Annotated in this window: 18 protein-coding genes; all 18 read left to right on the forward strand. The window is 36.5% G+C overall.

The window, feature by feature from the left end:
• Positions 1-207 precede the first annotated feature (207 nt).
• Positions 208-1,050, forward strand: a complete 843-nt coding sequence (locus SPK86_RS05735) for a DegV family protein (protein ID WP_284139259.1) — start codon at positions 208-210, stop codon at positions 1,048-1,050.
• A 115-nt stretch (positions 1,051-1,165) separates the two neighbouring features.
• On the forward strand, positions 1,166-2,611 hold the full coding sequence (locus tag SPK86_RS05740; protein ID WP_330948842.1) for a DEAD/DEAH box helicase: 1,446 nt from the start codon (positions 1,166-1,168) through the stop codon (positions 2,609-2,611).
• A gap of 270 nt (positions 2,612-2,881) precedes the next feature.
• Entirely contained in the window at positions 2,882-3,427 is a 546-nt protein-coding gene (locus SPK86_RS05745; RefSeq protein ID WP_284139261.1) for a ComF family protein, read from the forward strand.
• A 34-nt stretch (positions 3,428-3,461) separates the two neighbouring features.
• The gene (locus tag SPK86_RS05750) at positions 3,462-3,896 is read left to right on the forward strand and encodes a TIGR03826 family flagellar region protein (RefSeq protein WP_330948843.1); all 435 of its coding nucleotides are present in this window, start codon (positions 3,462-3,464) and stop codon (positions 3,894-3,896) included.
• Positions 3,897-3,982: 86 nt separating this feature from the next.
• Positions 3,983-4,246 carry a flagellar biosynthesis anti-sigma factor FlgM gene (gene flgM, locus SPK86_RS05755; RefSeq protein ID WP_284139263.1) on the forward strand — a complete coding sequence of 88 codons (264 nt, stop codon included), beginning with the start codon at positions 3,983-3,985 and terminating at the stop codon, positions 4,244-4,246.
• A gap of 33 nt (positions 4,247-4,279) precedes the next feature.
• Positions 4,280-4,768, forward strand: a complete 489-nt coding sequence (locus SPK86_RS05760) for a flagellar protein FlgN (protein ID WP_330948844.1) — start codon at positions 4,280-4,282, stop codon at positions 4,766-4,768.
• Between the two features lie 47 nt (positions 4,769-4,815).
• The gene (gene flgK / locus SPK86_RS05765) at positions 4,816-6,288 is read left to right on the forward strand and encodes a flagellar hook-associated protein FlgK (protein ID WP_284139265.1); all 1,473 of its coding nucleotides are present in this window, start codon (positions 4,816-4,818) and stop codon (positions 6,286-6,288) included.
• 9 nt (positions 6,289-6,297) lie between these two features.
• Positions 6,298-7,200: a flagellar hook-associated protein FlgL gene (gene flgL, locus SPK86_RS05770; RefSeq protein WP_330948845.1), complete on the forward strand. Its 903-nt coding sequence runs from the start codon at positions 6,298-6,300 to the stop codon at positions 7,198-7,200.
• 102 nt (positions 7,201-7,302) lie between these two features.
• Positions 7,303-7,875 (forward strand): DUF6470 family protein, encoded by a 573-nt coding sequence (locus SPK86_RS05775; protein ID WP_284139267.1) that lies wholly within the window; start codon positions 7,303-7,305, stop codon positions 7,873-7,875.
• A gap of 17 nt (positions 7,876-7,892) precedes the next feature.
• Positions 7,893-8,333, forward strand: a complete 441-nt coding sequence (gene fliW, locus SPK86_RS05780) for a flagellar assembly protein FliW (protein WP_284139268.1) — start codon at positions 7,893-7,895, stop codon at positions 8,331-8,333.
• A gap of 2 nt (positions 8,334-8,335) precedes the next feature.
• Positions 8,336-8,566 (forward strand): carbon storage regulator CsrA, encoded by a 231-nt coding sequence (csrA, locus tag SPK86_RS05785; protein WP_284139269.1) that lies wholly within the window; start codon positions 8,336-8,338, stop codon positions 8,564-8,566.
• A gap of 72 nt (positions 8,567-8,638) precedes the next feature.
• Complete coding sequence (gene flaG / locus SPK86_RS05790) at positions 8,639-8,989, forward strand: flagellar protein FlaG (protein ID WP_284139270.1); 351 nt, start codon at positions 8,639-8,641, stop codon at positions 8,987-8,989.
• A 29-nt stretch (positions 8,990-9,018) separates the two neighbouring features.
• Complete coding sequence (locus tag SPK86_RS05795) at positions 9,019-10,497, forward strand: flagellar hook-associated protein 2 (protein WP_284139271.1); 1,479 nt, start codon at positions 9,019-9,021, stop codon at positions 10,495-10,497.
• Between the two features lie 34 nt (positions 10,498-10,531).
• Positions 10,532-10,930 carry a flagellar export chaperone FliS gene (fliS, locus tag SPK86_RS05800; RefSeq protein ID WP_284139272.1) on the forward strand — a complete coding sequence of 133 codons (399 nt, stop codon included), beginning with the start codon at positions 10,532-10,534 and terminating at the stop codon, positions 10,928-10,930.
• Positions 10,930-11,283: a flagellar protein FliT gene (locus SPK86_RS05805; RefSeq protein WP_284139273.1), complete on the forward strand. Its 354-nt coding sequence runs from the start codon at positions 10,930-10,932 to the stop codon at positions 11,281-11,283. Before fliS ends, SPK86_RS05805 begins: the two co-directional genes overlap by 1 nt.
• A gap of 136 nt (positions 11,284-11,419) precedes the next feature.
• A complete protein-coding gene (hpf, locus tag SPK86_RS05810; RefSeq protein ID WP_284139274.1) occupies positions 11,420-11,971 on the forward strand; it encodes a ribosome hibernation-promoting factor, HPF/YfiA family in 552 nt (183 codons plus the stop codon).
• Positions 11,972-12,670: 699 nt separating this feature from the next.
• A complete protein-coding gene (gene secA, locus SPK86_RS05815; RefSeq protein ID WP_284141084.1) occupies positions 12,671-15,190 on the forward strand; it encodes a preprotein translocase subunit SecA in 2,520 nt (839 codons plus the stop codon).
• A gap of 80 nt (positions 15,191-15,270) precedes the next feature.
• Positions 15,271-16,372, forward strand: a protein-coding gene (gene prfB, locus SPK86_RS05820; RefSeq protein WP_284141085.1) for a peptide chain release factor 2 whose coding sequence is annotated in 2 segments (ribosomal slippage) — positions 15,271-15,342 and positions 15,344-16,372 — 1,101 coding nt in all. Because the reading frame shifts where the segments join, the coding sequence is not laid out codon by codon here.
• The last annotated feature ends 215 nt before the right edge of the window (positions 16,373-16,587 follow it).

Raw genomic sequence — 16,587 nt, forward strand, 5'->3', positions numbered from 1 at the left:
GCGTAAAAAAGTATATTAGAAGGGTCTAAAATACGTCTCATCATATAAAAACTATGGATATCAAAAAAATACGAATGGATTTTACTCTAGTTTATTGGAAAGGAAATAATAATGCATTTTTTACGTTGTTCATGTAAAATAAGAGCAATACTAGTTGAAAATATTTTTTTACATAGAGGCTAGAAATATTGGAGAGGAATGGCTTAGATGAAAGTTGCTATAATGACGGATAGTACGGCATATATACCAGCTGAAATTAGGGAAGAGAAAGCAATTCATATGGTTCCCTTAAGTGTCGTATTCGGAGATGATGTATATCAAGAAGAAATTGATATAACAACAGAGGAATTTTATCAAAAAATAAAGGAAGCAAAGGAGCTTCCAAAAACATCTCAACCTTCTATTGGATATGTGACAGCTAAATTAGAGGAGCTTGCAAAAGAATATGATGCGGTTGTTTCTATCCACTTATCAAGTGGAATTAGTGGTACATATCAAGCGGTGGTAAGTGCAGGTAAGATGGTAGAGGGTATCGATGTATATGCCTATGATTCGGAAATAAGCTGTATGGCACAAGGATTTTATGTGCTGGAAGCTGCAGAAATGGCGAAGAACAATAAAAATCCAGCTGAAATTCTTGCCCGCCTTGATGAGATGAAAAAGTCCTTAAGGGCTTATTTTATGGTAGATGATTTAACTAATTTACAACGCGGTGGTAGACTGAGTGGGGCACAAGCATTAGTTGGAAGCTTACTTCAAGTGAAGCCCATTTTGCATTTTGTTGACAAGATAATTGTACCGTTTGAAAAGATTCGCACACGAAAAAAAGCAATTAATCGAATCGTCGGAATGCTTGAGGAAGATGCTCAAGATAACAATGAAATAAAGGTCGTTTTTATTCATGGTAATGCAGAAGAAGCAGCTTTGGATTTACAGGCGTCTTTTAAAGCGCGATATCCATCAGCAGAGACATCGTTAAGTTATTTTGGGCCGGTTATTGGTACCCACCTTGGAGAGGGTGCACTCGGAGTTTGTTGGTATAAAAAGTAACGAATACAGAAGGAGACTGGGACAAAAGAAGCGTATTTAAATTAAAATCCGAATAATTGTTTCCATGTAAAAATTGTTTTGTCCCAGCCTATATTTAAAGAAAGGTCGTGATTATTTGACGCAATTGCAAGATGATAAGGAGCTCCCCCACCTTTCCTCAGATCAGTTATCCCCCGATCAACTTTCCGCTTATTATTCAGGTAAACGATTACTTCGAAATGAAATTCATATCCAGGAAGCGTATTTTCAATGGCTACTTTCTAAGCAATATTTTATTCCCGTCCCCGCTATTAAAAGAAAATTTTTTCATTATACTTGTCAACGGTGTGGAAATAGTAGGCGGTCTTTATTTGGTGATATTCCATGTGCATCATGTGGAGAAACGCATGTATATTGCCGGAAATGTATCATGATGGGTAGGGTATTGGCTTGTGATTTTCTCTATTATTGGAATGGTCCAGTAATAGAGCGTACATTATTGCAGTATGAACCATGTACATGGGAAGGAACGCTTACCTCTACGCAGGAAAAGGCGGCAAATCGGATTGTTAAAGCAATTCAATTACAGGAGAAAGAGCTGCTCATTTGGGCAGTGTGTGGATCAGGTAAAACGGAAATGTTGTTTGCAGGAATTTCGGAAGGATTAAAGAAAGGATTGCGCGTTTGTATTGCAACTCCGAGAACGGATGTAGTACAAGAGTTAAAACCACGTATTCAACAAGCTTTTTCCTCTATTCCCATCGAAGCATTATATGGTGGAAGTAACGGTACAGAAGCAAAAGCACAACTAATTATTTCAACTACACATCAATTGCTCCGATTTCAAGAAGCATTTGACATTATGATAATTGATGAAATTGATGCATTTCCATTTCATAGCGATCCATCGTTATTGTTTGCAGTACAGCGGTCTAGAAAATTAAAGAGTACTTCTATCTACTTAACCGCTACCCCACGAAAACAACAACAAATGCAAATTTTGCTGAAGCAACTTCCTCATTTTTTCGTTCCTGTTCGGTATCATGGTCATCCGCTACCTGTCCCATATATGAAGATGTCAATTTCCTTAAAAAAGGATGTACAAAACAATCATCCCCCAGTTTCCTTTGTTTCCTGGTTGAAAAAGAGGAAGAACCCGAATAGGCAACTACTCATTTTTGTCCCAACTATTTCCTTAGTGGAAAGCTTATTAGCTTCTGTAACAAAGCTTTTATTACAAGAACAAATGATTAAAAACAAGTTTGAAATAGCTTCTGTTTACGCTAACGACGGTGCTAGAGTAGAAAAAGTACAGGCGTTCCGCGACAAGAAATTAGTCGCTATAATGACGACAACGATTTTAGAAAGAGGGGTCACTTTTCCATCTGTTGATGTTGCTATTTTTGATGCAGGTCATGATGTGTTTGATGAAGCTGCTCTTGTACAAATTGCAGGACGCGCAGGACGAAGTGCTGAAGATCCCAAAGGGGAAGTTGTGTTTTTTCATGATGGGAAAACAGAAGCAATGATTAAAGCCGTCGAGATGATTAAGGAGATGAATAAACGGATTGCAGATTATTGAAATGGACACACATAAAGAGGTGCTTGAGCGAAGAGCGTCCACTTGGATGAAAGGTAACGGAGTTATATCATTTAGGGTCAAATGAAATATGATTCAAATAAATGCCTAACTATTATATAAACAGGAGTGAAATGAATGCATTGTTTATGGTGCGAAAATGAGGTGGAATTTTCTCTCACGTGGAAAAGTCTCTTGATTCCATCAAGAGAAAAGGTGCTATGTAGCTCTTGTCGTGGAAAGTTAGAACTTTTGCAAGGGGAACGCTGTAACATGTGTAGTAGAGTCTCCATGGAAAAGCTTTGTTCAGATTGTAAAAGGTGGCAATCCTTAACACATCCGTCTTCATTGCAATGGAATTATTCAATCTATAAATATAATTATTTTATGAAGGAGCTCGTAGCGAAATGGAAATATCGCGGGGACTATACGTTAGGAGTTTCTTTTCAATCTATCTTTCAAGAACATTTTAAGGTACACTTTAACCATCTACGAAAAAGTGCCATTGCCGTTCCAATTCCCTTAAGTCATGAGAGGCTAAAAGAGAGAGGATTTAATCAAGCACAGATGTTAACAGAGTTCCTTCCAATTGAAAGTTGTTCTCCACTAGAACGATTACATGGTGAAAAGCAATCGAAGAAAACAAAAAAGGAACGAATCACTGGTGGAAATCCATTTAAACTTAAAGAAACTATTAAAAAACAGGTTATTCTTGTCGATGATATATATACAACAGGTGCCACACTTCATCAAGCAGCTCGACTGCTAATAGATAGTGGGTGCCCAGCAGTATATTCTTATACGTTAATTAGGGGTTAACCATTTATGTTATAATAAAGGAAAAATAAGGAGAATGATTGCGATGGCAGAACTAGCTAATTGCCCTCACTGCGGTGCGGTTTTTGTCAAAGGAATCCGCGAAATATGTCAAGCATGTTATAAAGAAGAAGAGAAGGCATTTCAAATTGTTTATGATTTTTTAAGAGTTCAAAAAAATCGTGAAGCAACGTTATTGGAAATCGTAGAAGCTACAGGCGTCGAGAAAGAGTTAATTATTAAATTTATCAAAGAAAACCGATTGCGGAAATCGCAATTCCCAAAACTTGGTTATCCTTGCGATCGATGTGGAAAGGATATAAGGAGTGGGAAGCTTTGTAATCAATGTGCAGCTGAGCTAAAAAAGGATTTAGAACAACATGATAAATTAGAGCAATTATCTGAAGAACGTAAGAATGCAGAGAAGCAAAAAGTACACACCTATTTTGTTATGGATAAATATAAAAAATAACTTCATAATCAGCAAGATGTTGCCGATATAATAAATAGATATAAAGCGTAAAATGCGTTTGTTTTAGATTAAAGCGAGGTGGAACGATGAAGATACACGGATCAAATCAAACAAACTTTAATCCGTATAATAAACAGCTTCAAAAGCTAACAGAGCATAAGCATGCGGGTAATCAAAAGGATCAATTACAAATTTCCAAAGAGGCGAAGCATTTACAAAAAGCTGAGCAAGGAAATGGTCAGCGTGAAGCATATGTGAATGAAATTAAAAAAGCGGTTGAAGCCGGTGAATATAACATTAATTATGAAAAAACTGCACAGAAAATGATTGCATTCTGGTCAAATCGATAAGAGGTGCAATTCTAGAAAAAGGAGGACATCATTTTGTCCGTTCAATCTATTAATACTGCACTTGAAAAACTAATTAACGTACACCAAACGCTTTTAAATTTATCACAAGAAAAAACCGTTGTTCTAAAAAACGGCAATCTTGATCAATTACAGACGTTACTAGTTCAAGAAAGAAAGCAAATTCAAGTTTTACAAAAGATGGAAACGAATCGTGTAGAAGCAGTAAATAATTGGTTTCAAAATAACGATGCGATGACAGAAGAGCAAACAATCTCAAATTTACTAGAAAAGATAAAAGATGTAAGTGAGAAAGAAAAGCTGACTAATTTAACGGTAGCATTAACACAAGTCATGCTCGAGTTAAAGCAACAAGAACAGTTAAACCAAGCATTAGTACAGCAGTCTGTTCAATTTGTTCAGCTTTCATTAGATATGCTTAGCCCTACACTGAAAAACATGAACTATGGAAATAATCAAAGTGCGGGAACTACCAATCGATCCGTGTTTGATTCTAAAGCCTAATAATAGAATTATAGATTGAAACTTTCGTTGTAAAAGGAGTAAAAGAGATGAGTACATTCCATGGATTAGAAATGGCTAAGCAAGCATTGTTTGCTCAGCAGTCAGCGCTTTATACAACAGGTCATAATATATCAAATGCGAATACAGATGGATATACAAGACAACGGGTTAATTTTCAAACAATGAATCCGTACCCTTCTGCTTCAAGAAATCGTCCGCAGATTCCGGGGCAATTAGGAACTGGTGTAGAAGTTGGTTCAGTTCAACGCATTCGTGATAAATTTTTAGATTTTCAGTTTCGCTCAGAAAATAGTAAAGCAGGATACTGGGAAACAAAATCGAATGCATTAAGTAGAATGGAACAATTGTTAAATGAGCCTTCTGACAGTGGACTTTCAAAAACAATGGACCGTTTTTGGCAATCATTACAGGATCTTGCAACACATCCTGAAAAAGATGGTGCTCGTTCTGTTGTGCTTGAGCGTGGAAAAGCAGTAGCTGAAACGTTTAATTATTTAAATAAATCGCTAAATTCAATTCGAAGTGATTTAAAATCAAAGTTAGACCATACAGAGAGCACAGCTAATTCCATTGTTCGACAAATAAGTAATATAAACGAACAAATTAAGGAATTAGAAACACACGGTTACACAACAAATGATCTTTATGATAAGCGAGACCAGCTTTTGGATCAATTATCTGGGATTGTAAATATATCCGTTGATTACGACACAAGTCATATCCCAGAAGGTAAAATGGGACAAGGGGTCGTTGAAATTTCGCTTGTCGATGATAATGGGAACAAAGTACATACATTACCTGGCGGCCCATTTGCGAAGGATGAAAAGATATTTGAAATTGAATACGAAGGTGACGACAAAGCAAATGCAGTCAAACAAATAACAGTTCAAGGCTACGCTGGAAGTTTACCAATTTCGGATATTGATGGATCATTCAGTGGACTTATTGATTCTTACGGCCACACCTTTAATGGCGCGGTCGAAGGAGTCTATCCAGAAAAGATCGATAAATTAAACGAAATTGCTTATGAATTCGTAAACGCATTTAATTCTATTCATGAACAAGGATTTGCTTTAGATGGAACACAAGCAGGAAACTTTTTTGCTCCTTTAGCAGATAAAAATAACGCAGCTGCGCTTATTAGTGTTGTTATTACCGATGGAGACATGATAGGAGCAAGCGAAAATGGTCAACCCGGAAATGGAGAAAACGCATTAGATCTTTCGGCTGCGTTTGATACGTTTCGTGACATGTATGAGCCAATGATCGGAGAACTAGGTGTAAATGCACAAGAAGCGATAAGAATGCTGGAAAATACAAATATTCTCCGTTCCAGAGTAGAAAATGAACGAATGTCTGTAAGCTCGGTTTCATTAGATGAAGAAGTAGCAAATATGATTAAGTTTCAACATGCATATAATGCAGCAGCAAGAAGTATGACGACAATTGATGAAATGATTGATCGAATAATTAATAATATGGGCTTAGTTGGAAGGTAGGTTGAGTTAATGCGTATTACCCAAAACATGTTGTCGAATAATATGTTACGAAATTTGTCCAATAATTACTCTAAACTAGATATGATAATGGAACAGCTTCATACTGGGAAAAAGATAACTCGTCCTTCAGACGATCCTGTTGTAGCAATGCAAGGGATGAATTATCGCACACAGGTAATTGAAATTGAGCAATTTGCTCGAAATACGAGTGAAGTGAACAATTGGATGGATAATTCAGATGCTGCGTTGGATAAAGCGACAAAAGCTTTACAAAAGATTCGAGAATTAGCAGTCCAAGCAAGCAATGATACGTATGATGAAGCGCAACGACAAAACATTAAAGAAGAAGTAGAACAATTAAAAAAGCATTTAGTAGAGATTTCCAATACGAATGTAAATGGGAAATATATTTTTAATGGAACAAATACTACTGAAAAGCCATTTGATGATAACGGGAAGTGGAATAATCCGGATTTAACACAAATATCTGATGTGAAAATTGAAGTTGCAAATGGAACAAAGCTTGAAGCAAATGTGGATCCTACAACAGTATTTGGCGGAACAGGTGCAAATGATGTCGCTGAATTATTTGAGGATATTGATTTCTTTATTAATGCATTAGATACCAATAATCAAGCAGAGATTGATGCCAGTATCGGAAAAATGCAAACTAGAATTGATGATGTTGTAAATTCCCGTGCTAATTTAGGTGCACGAATGAATCGTTTGGAACTTATCGAAAATCGACTTGGAGAACAAGAAGTCATTGCGAAGAAAATGATGTCTGAAAATGAAGACGCCGATTATGAAAAAACGATCACGCAACTAATTACACAGGAAAGCATACTTCGTGCTTCGTTGTCTGCGGGGTCTAGAACGATGCAGCCATCGCTATTAGACTTTTTAAGATGATCTTATTGAATCATTTATCATACAGCCCTTACCGCGGAGAATGGTGAGGGCTGTATCGTAGTTTTATATTTGAAAATATACCTTAAAAAGGAAATGATGGTAATGAAACTTCCTCAAATCCGGATTGAAACACAAATGGCAAAAATAGCGCTTCAACAGCAACCTGGAAAACAGGAAATCAAGCAGCCTAAAGCCGATGTATCTATTCAACAACCACGAGCGGAATTAACTATAACAAGAACGCCTTCTAAATTACAAATCGATCAGACGAAGGCATGGGAAGATATGAATTTGATGTCTATTTTGAGGAGAAATGACATTGTTGCTGCTGAGGGGAAACAAGGTGCTTTAGAAGGAACTGGACGAAGGGCGCAACAAGGACAAGAATTAATGAAAATTGAAAACAAAGGTAATCCAATTATAAATCAAGCGATTGTAAATGGACATAAAGCACAAAAACCAATTGGAATTGACTTTATTCCATCTCGATTTGCTGTAAAAATTGATTTCCAACCTGGTATGTTAGATATTGATGTCACACCACATAAGCCTCAAATTGAGATTATGCCAAGAAAAGTTGAGCATCGATACGAAAATGGAGAGGTAGACATCTCGATGAAGCAGCAAGCAGCTCTTTCCATTGATTTTGTTCATGCTTCTGTTGACAATAAATAGGAGAGGATGTGCAATTCATGCAAATAATGACGAAATATTTTGGAGAACTGGAAATTGATCGTTCAAATGCGATTCATTTTCAATCGGGACTCCCAGGCTTTGCAGAAGAAAAAGAATTTATCCTACTTGATTTTCCAGGAAATCCTGCTTTTCAAGTATTACAATCTATAGTCACACCCAATCTTGCATTTATTGCAACCAATCCCTATCAATTTTATGAAGATTATTCATTTGATTTAGATGATGCGATTTTAAGTGCCTTACACATTACAAAAGAACAGGATATCATTGTGCTGGCGATTGTAACAGTGAAACAACCATTCTCTGAAAGTACGATTAATTTAAAAGCACCCCTCATTATTCAAAAGGAATTACGTGTAGGAAAGCAATATGTATTAAATAATCAAGATTATCCAATTAAGGCAACACTTATCCCGTCCAAAAAGAAAGGAGAATAGCCATGCTTGTACTATCCAGAAAAAAAAATGAAGCGATCCAAATCGACGATAACATCGAAATTCAAGTGCTTGCAATTGAAGGAGATCAAGTCAAGCTTGGCATTTCAGCTCCTAAAACGACGGATATTTATCGCATGGAGATATATATGGATATTCAAAAACAAAATAGTGAAGCAGCCAATGTTTCATTAGATGTTATTCAATTACTATCAGATGAAGTGGATGAAGAATAAATATCGCTAAACATTTTACCAAATTCTACCGATATAAAAGGAAACTATACGGTAAGAGGAGTTGCATGAACCATGCGATTGGAAAATTTAGTGACAAATTCATTATCAAATGAAGGTATTAAGTATTCTGAACCTATACGCACGGTATCACAAGGTTTAAGAGAGAAAGACAACGTATTACAAGAGAATCATGTTGCAAATCAAGAAGAGGTAGAGATGGTTGTATCGAAGTTGAATGAATTTGTGCAGCCACTTCGAACGGATCTAAAGTTTCAACTTCATGAAAAGCTTAATGAATACTATGTTGAAGTAGTAGATCCTATTACAAAAGAGGTTGTTAAAGAAATTCCTCCAAAGAAGTTCCTAGATATGTATGCTGCAATGGCAGAGTATATGGGAATATTAATCGACGAAAAAATATAACTTATAGTTAGATAAAGGAGTGAATGAGGATGCGTATTGGTGGACTAGCATCAGGCATGGATATTGATGAATTAGTAAATAAACTTATGACAGCAGAACGCTTGCCATTAAATCGAATGGAACAAGATAGAACAACCTTAACATGGAAACGAGATGGATTTCGAGATATTTATAAGTCACTTTTTGAACTAAAAGAAATGACACGTGACATGCGTTTAAGTCCTACATATAACTCGAAAAACGTTAGTTCTTCTTTAACAAGCGCTGTTACTGCTACGGCAAACTCAAAAGCAACAAATGGTTCATATAGAATTTCTGTTTCGAAATTAGCTTCATCTGCGATGAACATAAGTGGAGCAGAAGTATCTTTAGATCCATCCAAAACGTTAGTTGAACAAGGAGTACAAGCTCAAACTTATAGCTTCAGCACGTATAATAAGGATGGTGTTGAAGAGGTACATCAGTTTGAAATTAAAGCAGAGGATAAACTTGAGGATGTATTAAAGCGTATAACAGATGGAAACAATAACGTTCGCATGTTTTTTGATGAAGGTACAAAAAAAGTAGTGATGGAAACAACACGTACTGGTAATTATAATACGAATGGCGCAGAGATTTCGTTTAATGCAACCGATAATTCTTTTTTTAGCTCTTTTTTGAATTTAGATCCTGTAAATGAAAAAGGTGGAGAGGATGCTGTTTTTACGTATAATGATAATATGACACTTACGTCAAAGGATAATAACTACACGTTAAATGGTATCACTTTTCAATTCAATGATGTGACAAATGGTGCAACAGCGACATTGTCAGTTACAAACAATGTGGATACTACCTTTGATGCAATTGTTAAGTTTGTTGATAAGTATAACGAAATAGTCGAAATGATGAACGGAACACAGCAAGAAGAACGCTATCGAGATTATAAGCCATTAACAGAAGAGCAGAAAAAGGATATGTCTGAAAATGAAATTAAGCTCTGGGAAGAAAAGGCAAAGAGTGGTGTGCTTCGTGGAGAGGCTATTATTCAAGATGGCATGTATTCCATGCGCCAAAATTGGTATGCGAATGTAAATACAGGAAGAGAAGTTACTTCTTTAACACAAATTGGTATTGTAACTTCGAGTAACTACCTAGATGGTGGAAAGCTAGTCATCGATGAGGAAAAATTAAAGAAAGCACTAAATGAAGATCCAACAAGTGTGCAGCAGCTGTTTGCGAACGGTGCTGAAGGAGATAGTCGTGGGCTTATGAATCGATTAGATGATTCTATAAATACCACACTTAAGAAAATAGAAGAGCGTGCTGGAAGATCTACCAGTACGTTAGATACTTACACACTTGGGAAACGTATGAAAGATTTAAATGAACATATCTCGAAGTTTGAGAATCGTCTAGTAGACATTGAAGCCCGATATTGGAGACAGTTTACGACGATGGAAAAAGCGATTCAACGAATGAATCAGCAGTCTATGCAGCTTATGTCTCAGTTCGGTGGAGGAATGTAAGCTAGCATTAGGTTCAAAGGAGTGATATGGAACGATGCAAAATAAAGCATTTCAAACCTATCAAAATAATGCAGTCACTACAGCTTCAAGCGGTGAATTAACGTTAATGCTTTACAATGGGTGCATTAAATTTATTAAACAAGCAATAAAGGATTTAGAAACTAACAACTATGAAGCAAAAAATACGAACATCCAAAAAGCACAGAATATCATTCGGGAATTGATGTTAACCTTAGATCAAAAAATCGAACTATCAAATCAAATGCTCCCGTTATATGAATATATGAATCATCGACTAACGGAAGGAAATATTAAAAATGATCCAGCTGCTTTCGAAGAAGCGCTTGGTCTTGTAACTGAATTTCGAGATGTTTGGAAGCAAGTTTTACTTTCAAATAGGCAAAACACACACGCACAAGGTGCACAAATCTGATGAGTAGTGTGAAACAGGTATATGATGTTACATTAGAATTGAAGCAAGTGTTGGATCAACATATCACTGCAAAAAATCGTCCAGCTGTAATTGAGGAAGTTAATGCGTTAATCGAAAAAAGAGGCATGATGATGGAAATGATTCAACATCCTTTTTCAGATGAAGATCAACGCATTGGTCAAGAACTGATTCAATTAAATAATCTAATACAACAGCAAATGCAGATTTTATTTGATGCGTTAAAATCAGAAATGAAGCAGGTTAAAAAACAAAAAAAATCAAATCATTCTTATATTAACCCTTATTCAAGTGTTCAATCCTTTGATGGTATGTTTATGGACAAAAAAAAATAAGTAGTTCAATTATGTGCCACACATAGATTAATAATCGAATGAAAGAAAAGAAAGTGCGTTTAAGCAGGATTTTTAATGGGAAACATAGTATAATAATATATAGAAAGATAAATGATTTTAAAAGGAGGACACTTTCATGAAGTTTAACATTCGTGGCGAGAACATTGAGGTTACTGGAGCAATGCGGGAATATGTGGAAAAGAAAATTAGTAAGCTAGAACGCTATTTTGATACTCCACCAACCTCCGATGTACATGTGAATTTGAGTGTCTATAATGATGAACAGCGTATAGAGGTTACTATTCCAATGACCGATTTATTATTACGTGCAGAGGAAGAGCACATTGATCTATATGCAGCGATTGATTTAGTTGTAGACAAACTAGAAAGACAAATACGTAAGTATAAAACAAAGGTAAATCGCAAGTTCCGTCAAGAAGGTTCTCCAAAGCATGTTTTTGCAGAGCTTGAAAAAGAAGCAAGCGCTGTAGCAACTGAAACAGATGATATAGAGATTGTAAGAACAAAGCGTTTTAATTTAAAACCGATGGATTCAGAAGAGGCTGTATTACAAATGGATATGCTCGGCCATGCGTTCTTTGTCTTTACGAATGCGGTGTCTGGAGATACAAATGTTGTTTATCGCCGTAAAGATGGAAAGTATGGATTAATCGAACCAAACAGTTAAAATATAAGATGAATGAACCGGTGTCCCACATAGTTTGGGACGCCGGTTTTAATTTTACGTAATTACATCTATACATATGTTGTGCTCTAATTTTTTGTATATCTGAATCCGGTAATGTCGAATGTTGTCTAACGATTGTTTTTATATTAAAATGCATAAAAAAAAGATTGAAAACAATAAAATTATTGCCAATAGATGTCGAAAAGATTGATTTTCGCTAAATAATCCTGTCGAAATACCGTTGATAATAGGAAAATAGCCATTAGGAAATTAGAACCACTTTATGCTATAACTAGTATGGAGAAGATCGTAACGGAAATAGGGGGAACACATTGCTCTTGATTTAGAGAAAAATTCAAAAATGGAACACAATTTTACCCGAATAAACAATACGCACAATACGTGTGATCCCCTTCTACTACCATCCCTAGAATAACGATTTGACTCCGTTGGTCGATTTCCTCGAAATGTCCCCGCTATATCCTCACCGAAAGGAGTAGTTTATCCCCGAACTACTCTTTTCACTTTTCAGGTCGAGCTTGTTGAAACCGACTCTACCCGTTACTGGTTGTCATAATAGAAGTAGAAGTGTTATTATTAATGGTGGATTCATTTCAATTTTTTCAATGTGATTTAACATATATTGCTAATATTACACTTAAGTATGTCATTTTTTTATAGATAGAGGAGCGTTTATTCATGGCTGGAATATTAAAGAAGATTTTTGGTGATGGAAATCAGAAGCAACTAAATCGAATGCAAAAGATTGTTGATCAAATTGAAGCATTAGAGCCTGAAATGGAAAAACTAACAGACCAACAACTAACCGAAAAAACAGCGGTGTTTAAGCAACGTTATTCAGATGGTGAAACATTAGACGATCTTTTAGTAGAAGCATATGCTGTTGTTCGCGAGGCATCAAAACGTGTGTTGCAAATGCGTCCGTTTCCAGTACAGCTTACTGGAGCAATCGCACTTCATGAAGGAAATATTGCAGAAATGAAAACAGGGGAAGGTAAAACACTTGCTTCCACTATGCCTGCTTATTTAAATGCTATTTCTGGTAAAGGAGTGCATATTATTACGGTAAATGATTACTTAGCTGACCGTGATGCAAATGAAATGGGTCAGTTATTTAATTTCTTAGGCTTGTCGGTAGGACTAAATTCAAATGGATTATCTAAGGAAGAAAAGAAAGAAGCTTATCTAGCAGATATTACTTATGGTACAAACAATGAGTTCGGCTTCGACTATTTGCGTGACAATATGGTTCTTTATAAAGAGCAAATGGTACAGCGTCCGTTGAACTTTGCAATCATTGATGAGGTTGACTCTATTTTAATTGATGAAGCACGTACGCCATTAATTATTTCCGGATCGGCCCAAAAATCAGCTTCAGCTTATTTACAGGCAAATTCTTTTGTAAGCACCTTAAAACGCGAGGAAGATTACACATATGATGAAAAAACAAAAGGGGTTCAGCTTACAGAGGAAGGAATAAACAAAGCTGAACGCTTTTTCGCCATAGATAATTTATTTGATCTAGCGAACGTATCATTGACACACCATATTAATCAAGCTTTAAAAGCGCATGCTTCCATGCACCGAGATGATGATTATGTTGTCGATGATGGAGAGGTTGTCATTGTTGACCAATTTACCGGAAGATTGATGAAAGGACGTCGTTATAGTGACGGGCTTCATCAAGCAATTGAAGCAAAAGAAGGGTTAAACATTCAAAATGAAAGCATGACATTAGCTTCCATTACGTTTCAAAATTACTTCCGGATGTATAATAAGCTTGCAGGTATGACTGGAACAGCGAAAACAGAGGCAGAGGAATTTCGTAACATTTATAACATGGATGTTATTGCGATCCCTACGAACCGTCCGATTGTCCGAGATGATAGAGCAGATATGATTTACAAATCAATGGAAGGAAAATTTCAGGCCGTTGTAAGTGATATTAAGGAACGTTATTCAGCTGGGCAACCTGTTCTAGTAGGTACAGTTGCAGTAGAAACATCAGAGCTTATTTCTAAGTTGCTTAAAAAAGCAGGCGTTAAGCATAACGTGTTAAACGCAAAAAACCATTTCCGTGAAGCCGAGATCATTGAACAGGCAGGGCAAAAGGGTGCAGTAACAATCGCTACGAATATGGCTGGGCGTGGTACAGATATAAAACTTGGTGAAGGTGTAAAAGAACTCGGAGGACTTGCAGTTATTGGTACAGAGAGACACGAATCACGGCGTATTGATAATCAGCTTCGTGGACGTTCAGGTCGTCAAGGTGATCCAGGATTATCGCAGTTCTATCTTTCTATGGAAGATGAATTGATGCGTCGTTTCGGCTCGGATAATTTGAAGTCGATGATGGAACGATTAGGAATGGATGACAACCAACCGATTGAAAGTAAAATGGTTTCTAGAGCTGTAGAGTCGGCGCAAAAACGAGTGGAAGGAAATAACTTTGATGCACGTAAAACGCTGCTTTCGTATGATGATGTATTACGTGAACAACGTGAAATTATTTATAAACAACGATTTGAAGTAATTGATTCTGATGGCGAAGAGTTGCGAGAGATTATAGAAAACATGATCAAATCCTCGATTGAGCGTGTTGTTCATACGCATACTCAGGACGATGACGAAGATAACTGGGATTATAAATCAATCGTAGAATTTGCTCAAGGGAATCTGCTAACTACAGAAGAAATTACCGAAGAAGAATTAAAAGAAAAAGAACCAGAAGAAATAACCGATTTAATAATGCAAAAAGTAAAGAGTCAATATGATCAAAAAGAAGAAGAGCTCTCTCCAGAGCAGATGCGTGAATTTGAAAAAGTCATTTTATTACGCACTGTCGATACAAAATGGATGGATCACATTGATCAAATGGAACAGCTACGACAAGGTATCCACTTACGAGCATATGGTCAAAATGATCCACTTCGAGAATATCAATTTGAAGGATTTGCAATGTTTGAAGCGATGATCGCAAGTATAGAAGACGAAGTTGCTAAATATATTATGAAAGCACAAATTAAAGATAACTTGCAGCGACAAGAGGTCGCGAAAAATACGCAAGCTGTTTCCGGTGGACAGGATGAGAAACAAAAAAAGCGACAGCCGTATATTAAAAAAGAAGATGTTGGAAGAAATGACCCTTGTCCGTGCGGTAGCGGAAAGAAATATAAAAACTGTCATGGAAGATCATAGCAATAAAAACTGAAATCGGCTGTATGGCCGATTTCTTTATCAAAAGTAGGCATGGAATGAAATGTGTAGAGGTGAAGAGAATGGAATTAGCAGAAATAAGAAATGAATTAGAACAAATGAAAGTAAGAATCACACAATTTAGGGGGTCTCTTTGACTTAGATCAAAAGAAAGAACGAATCAATGAGCTAGAGCTCTTAATGACGGAGCCAGGTTTTTGGGATAATCAAGACGAAGCACAGACAGTAATTCAGGAGGTAAACGGTTTAAAGCAGTATGTGAATAGCTTTGAAGCGATTGCGGCTAAGTTCGATGATTTAGAGGTTTCTTATGAGCTAGTAAAAGAAGAAAATGATGATGACTTGTTTGCAGAGCTAAATCAAGAAATCATTGCACTACAGGAATCGATTAATAATTTTGAGTTGGAAATGTTGTTAAATGAGCCATACGATGCAAATAATGCCATACTTGAGCTGCATCCAGGAGCAGGTGGAACAGAATCTCAGGATTGGGCAAGTATGCTTTTACGCATGTATCAACGCTGGGGAGAAGCAAAGAATTTCTCAGTAGAAACACTTGATTACTTACCAGGAGATGAAGCTGGTGTAAAAAGTGTTACATTGTTAATTAAAGGCCATAACGCGTATGGATATTTAAAAGCTGAAAAAGGAGTTCATCGACTTGTACGCATTTCTCCATTTGATTCCTCTGGTCGTAGACATACTTCTTTTGTATCCTGTGATGTAACACCAGAGATGTCAGATGATGTTGATATTGAAATTAGAACAGAGGATATTAAAGTTGATACGTACCGAGCAAGTGGGGCTGGAGGACAGCATGTAAATACAACTGATTCGGCGGTTCGGATTACGCATATTCCAACGAATACGATTGTCACCTGTCAAAACGAACGCTCGCAAATTAAAAACCGTGAAGCTGCTATGAAAATGTTGAAATCAAAGCTCTATCAAGCAGAAATCGAAAGACAGCAAGCTGAATTAGCTTCGATTCGCGGTGAGCAAAAAGAAATTGGTTGGGGAAGTCAAATTCGCTCATATGTTTTCCACCCTTATTCTATGGTGAAGGATCATCGAACCAATATTGAAATTGGAAATACGCAAAGTGTAATGGATGGAGAGATTGATCCATTTATTGATGCCTATTTACGAGCAACTATGAGCTAAAGATGCAGAGCTAAAACTGTAGCATGTTCTCAAACAAAAGATCGCAGGTAGAATAAGCGATCTCCTATTTCAAGAACACATCGTAGCGGCGTTTTCATCAAATTGCCACAATTTGCTAAAACCCTTACGATACCAGCATTTTCCTATGATTTACACTATTTTAATAGTAGAAAGTAAGGTTTTAAAAATCTGGAAATAGGTTATAATTATGTAGA

This window comes from Virgibacillus sp. MG-45 (genome assembly GCF_036409425.1).
Taxonomy (GTDB): Bacteria; Bacillota; Bacilli; order Bacillales; family Amphibacillaceae; genus LDC-1.

Excerpts from the sequence above, each read along its gene's own strand:
- hpf (WP_284139274.1), top strand. The coding sequence starts at position 11,420 with ATGAAGTTTAACATTCGTGGCGAGAACATTGAGGTTACTGGAGCAATG.
- SPK86_RS05750 (WP_330948843.1), top strand. The coding sequence starts at position 3,462 with ATGATTGCGATGGCAGAACTAGCTAATTGCCCTCACTGCGGTGCGGTT.
- flgM (WP_284139263.1), top strand. The coding sequence starts at position 3,983 with ATGAAGATACACGGATCAAATCAAACAAACTTTAATCCGTATAATAAA.
- SPK86_RS05735 (WP_284139259.1), top strand. The coding sequence starts at position 208 with ATGAAAGTTGCTATAATGACGGATAGTACGGCATATATACCAGCTGAA.
- csrA (WP_284139269.1), top strand. The coding sequence starts at position 8,336 with ATGCTTGTACTATCCAGAAAAAAAAATGAAGCGATCCAAATCGACGAT.
- fliW (WP_284139268.1), top strand. The coding sequence starts at position 7,893 with ATGCAAATAATGACGAAATATTTTGGAGAACTGGAAATTGATCGTTCA.
- SPK86_RS05775 (WP_284139267.1), top strand. The coding sequence starts at position 7,303 with ATGAAACTTCCTCAAATCCGGATTGAAACACAAATGGCAAAAATAGCG.
- SPK86_RS05805 (WP_284139273.1), top strand. The coding sequence starts at position 10,930 with ATGAGTAGTGTGAAACAGGTATATGATGTTACATTAGAATTGAAGCAA.
- SPK86_RS05795 (WP_284139271.1), top strand. The coding sequence starts at position 9,019 with ATGCGTATTGGTGGACTAGCATCAGGCATGGATATTGATGAATTAGTA.
- fliS (WP_284139272.1), top strand. The coding sequence starts at position 10,532 with ATGCAAAATAAAGCATTTCAAACCTATCAAAATAATGCAGTCACTACA.
- flgK (WP_284139265.1), top strand. The coding sequence starts at position 4,816 with ATGAGTACATTCCATGGATTAGAAATGGCTAAGCAAGCATTGTTTGCT.
- SPK86_RS05745 (WP_284139261.1), top strand. The coding sequence starts at position 2,882 with ATGTGTAGTAGAGTCTCCATGGAAAAGCTTTGTTCAGATTGTAAAAGG.
- secA (WP_284141084.1), top strand. The coding sequence starts at position 12,671 with ATGGCTGGAATATTAAAGAAGATTTTTGGTGATGGAAATCAGAAGCAA.
- flaG (WP_284139270.1), top strand. The coding sequence starts at position 8,639 with ATGCGATTGGAAAATTTAGTGACAAATTCATTATCAAATGAAGGTATT.
- flgL (WP_330948845.1), top strand. The coding sequence starts at position 6,298 with ATGCGTATTACCCAAAACATGTTGTCGAATAATATGTTACGAAATTTG.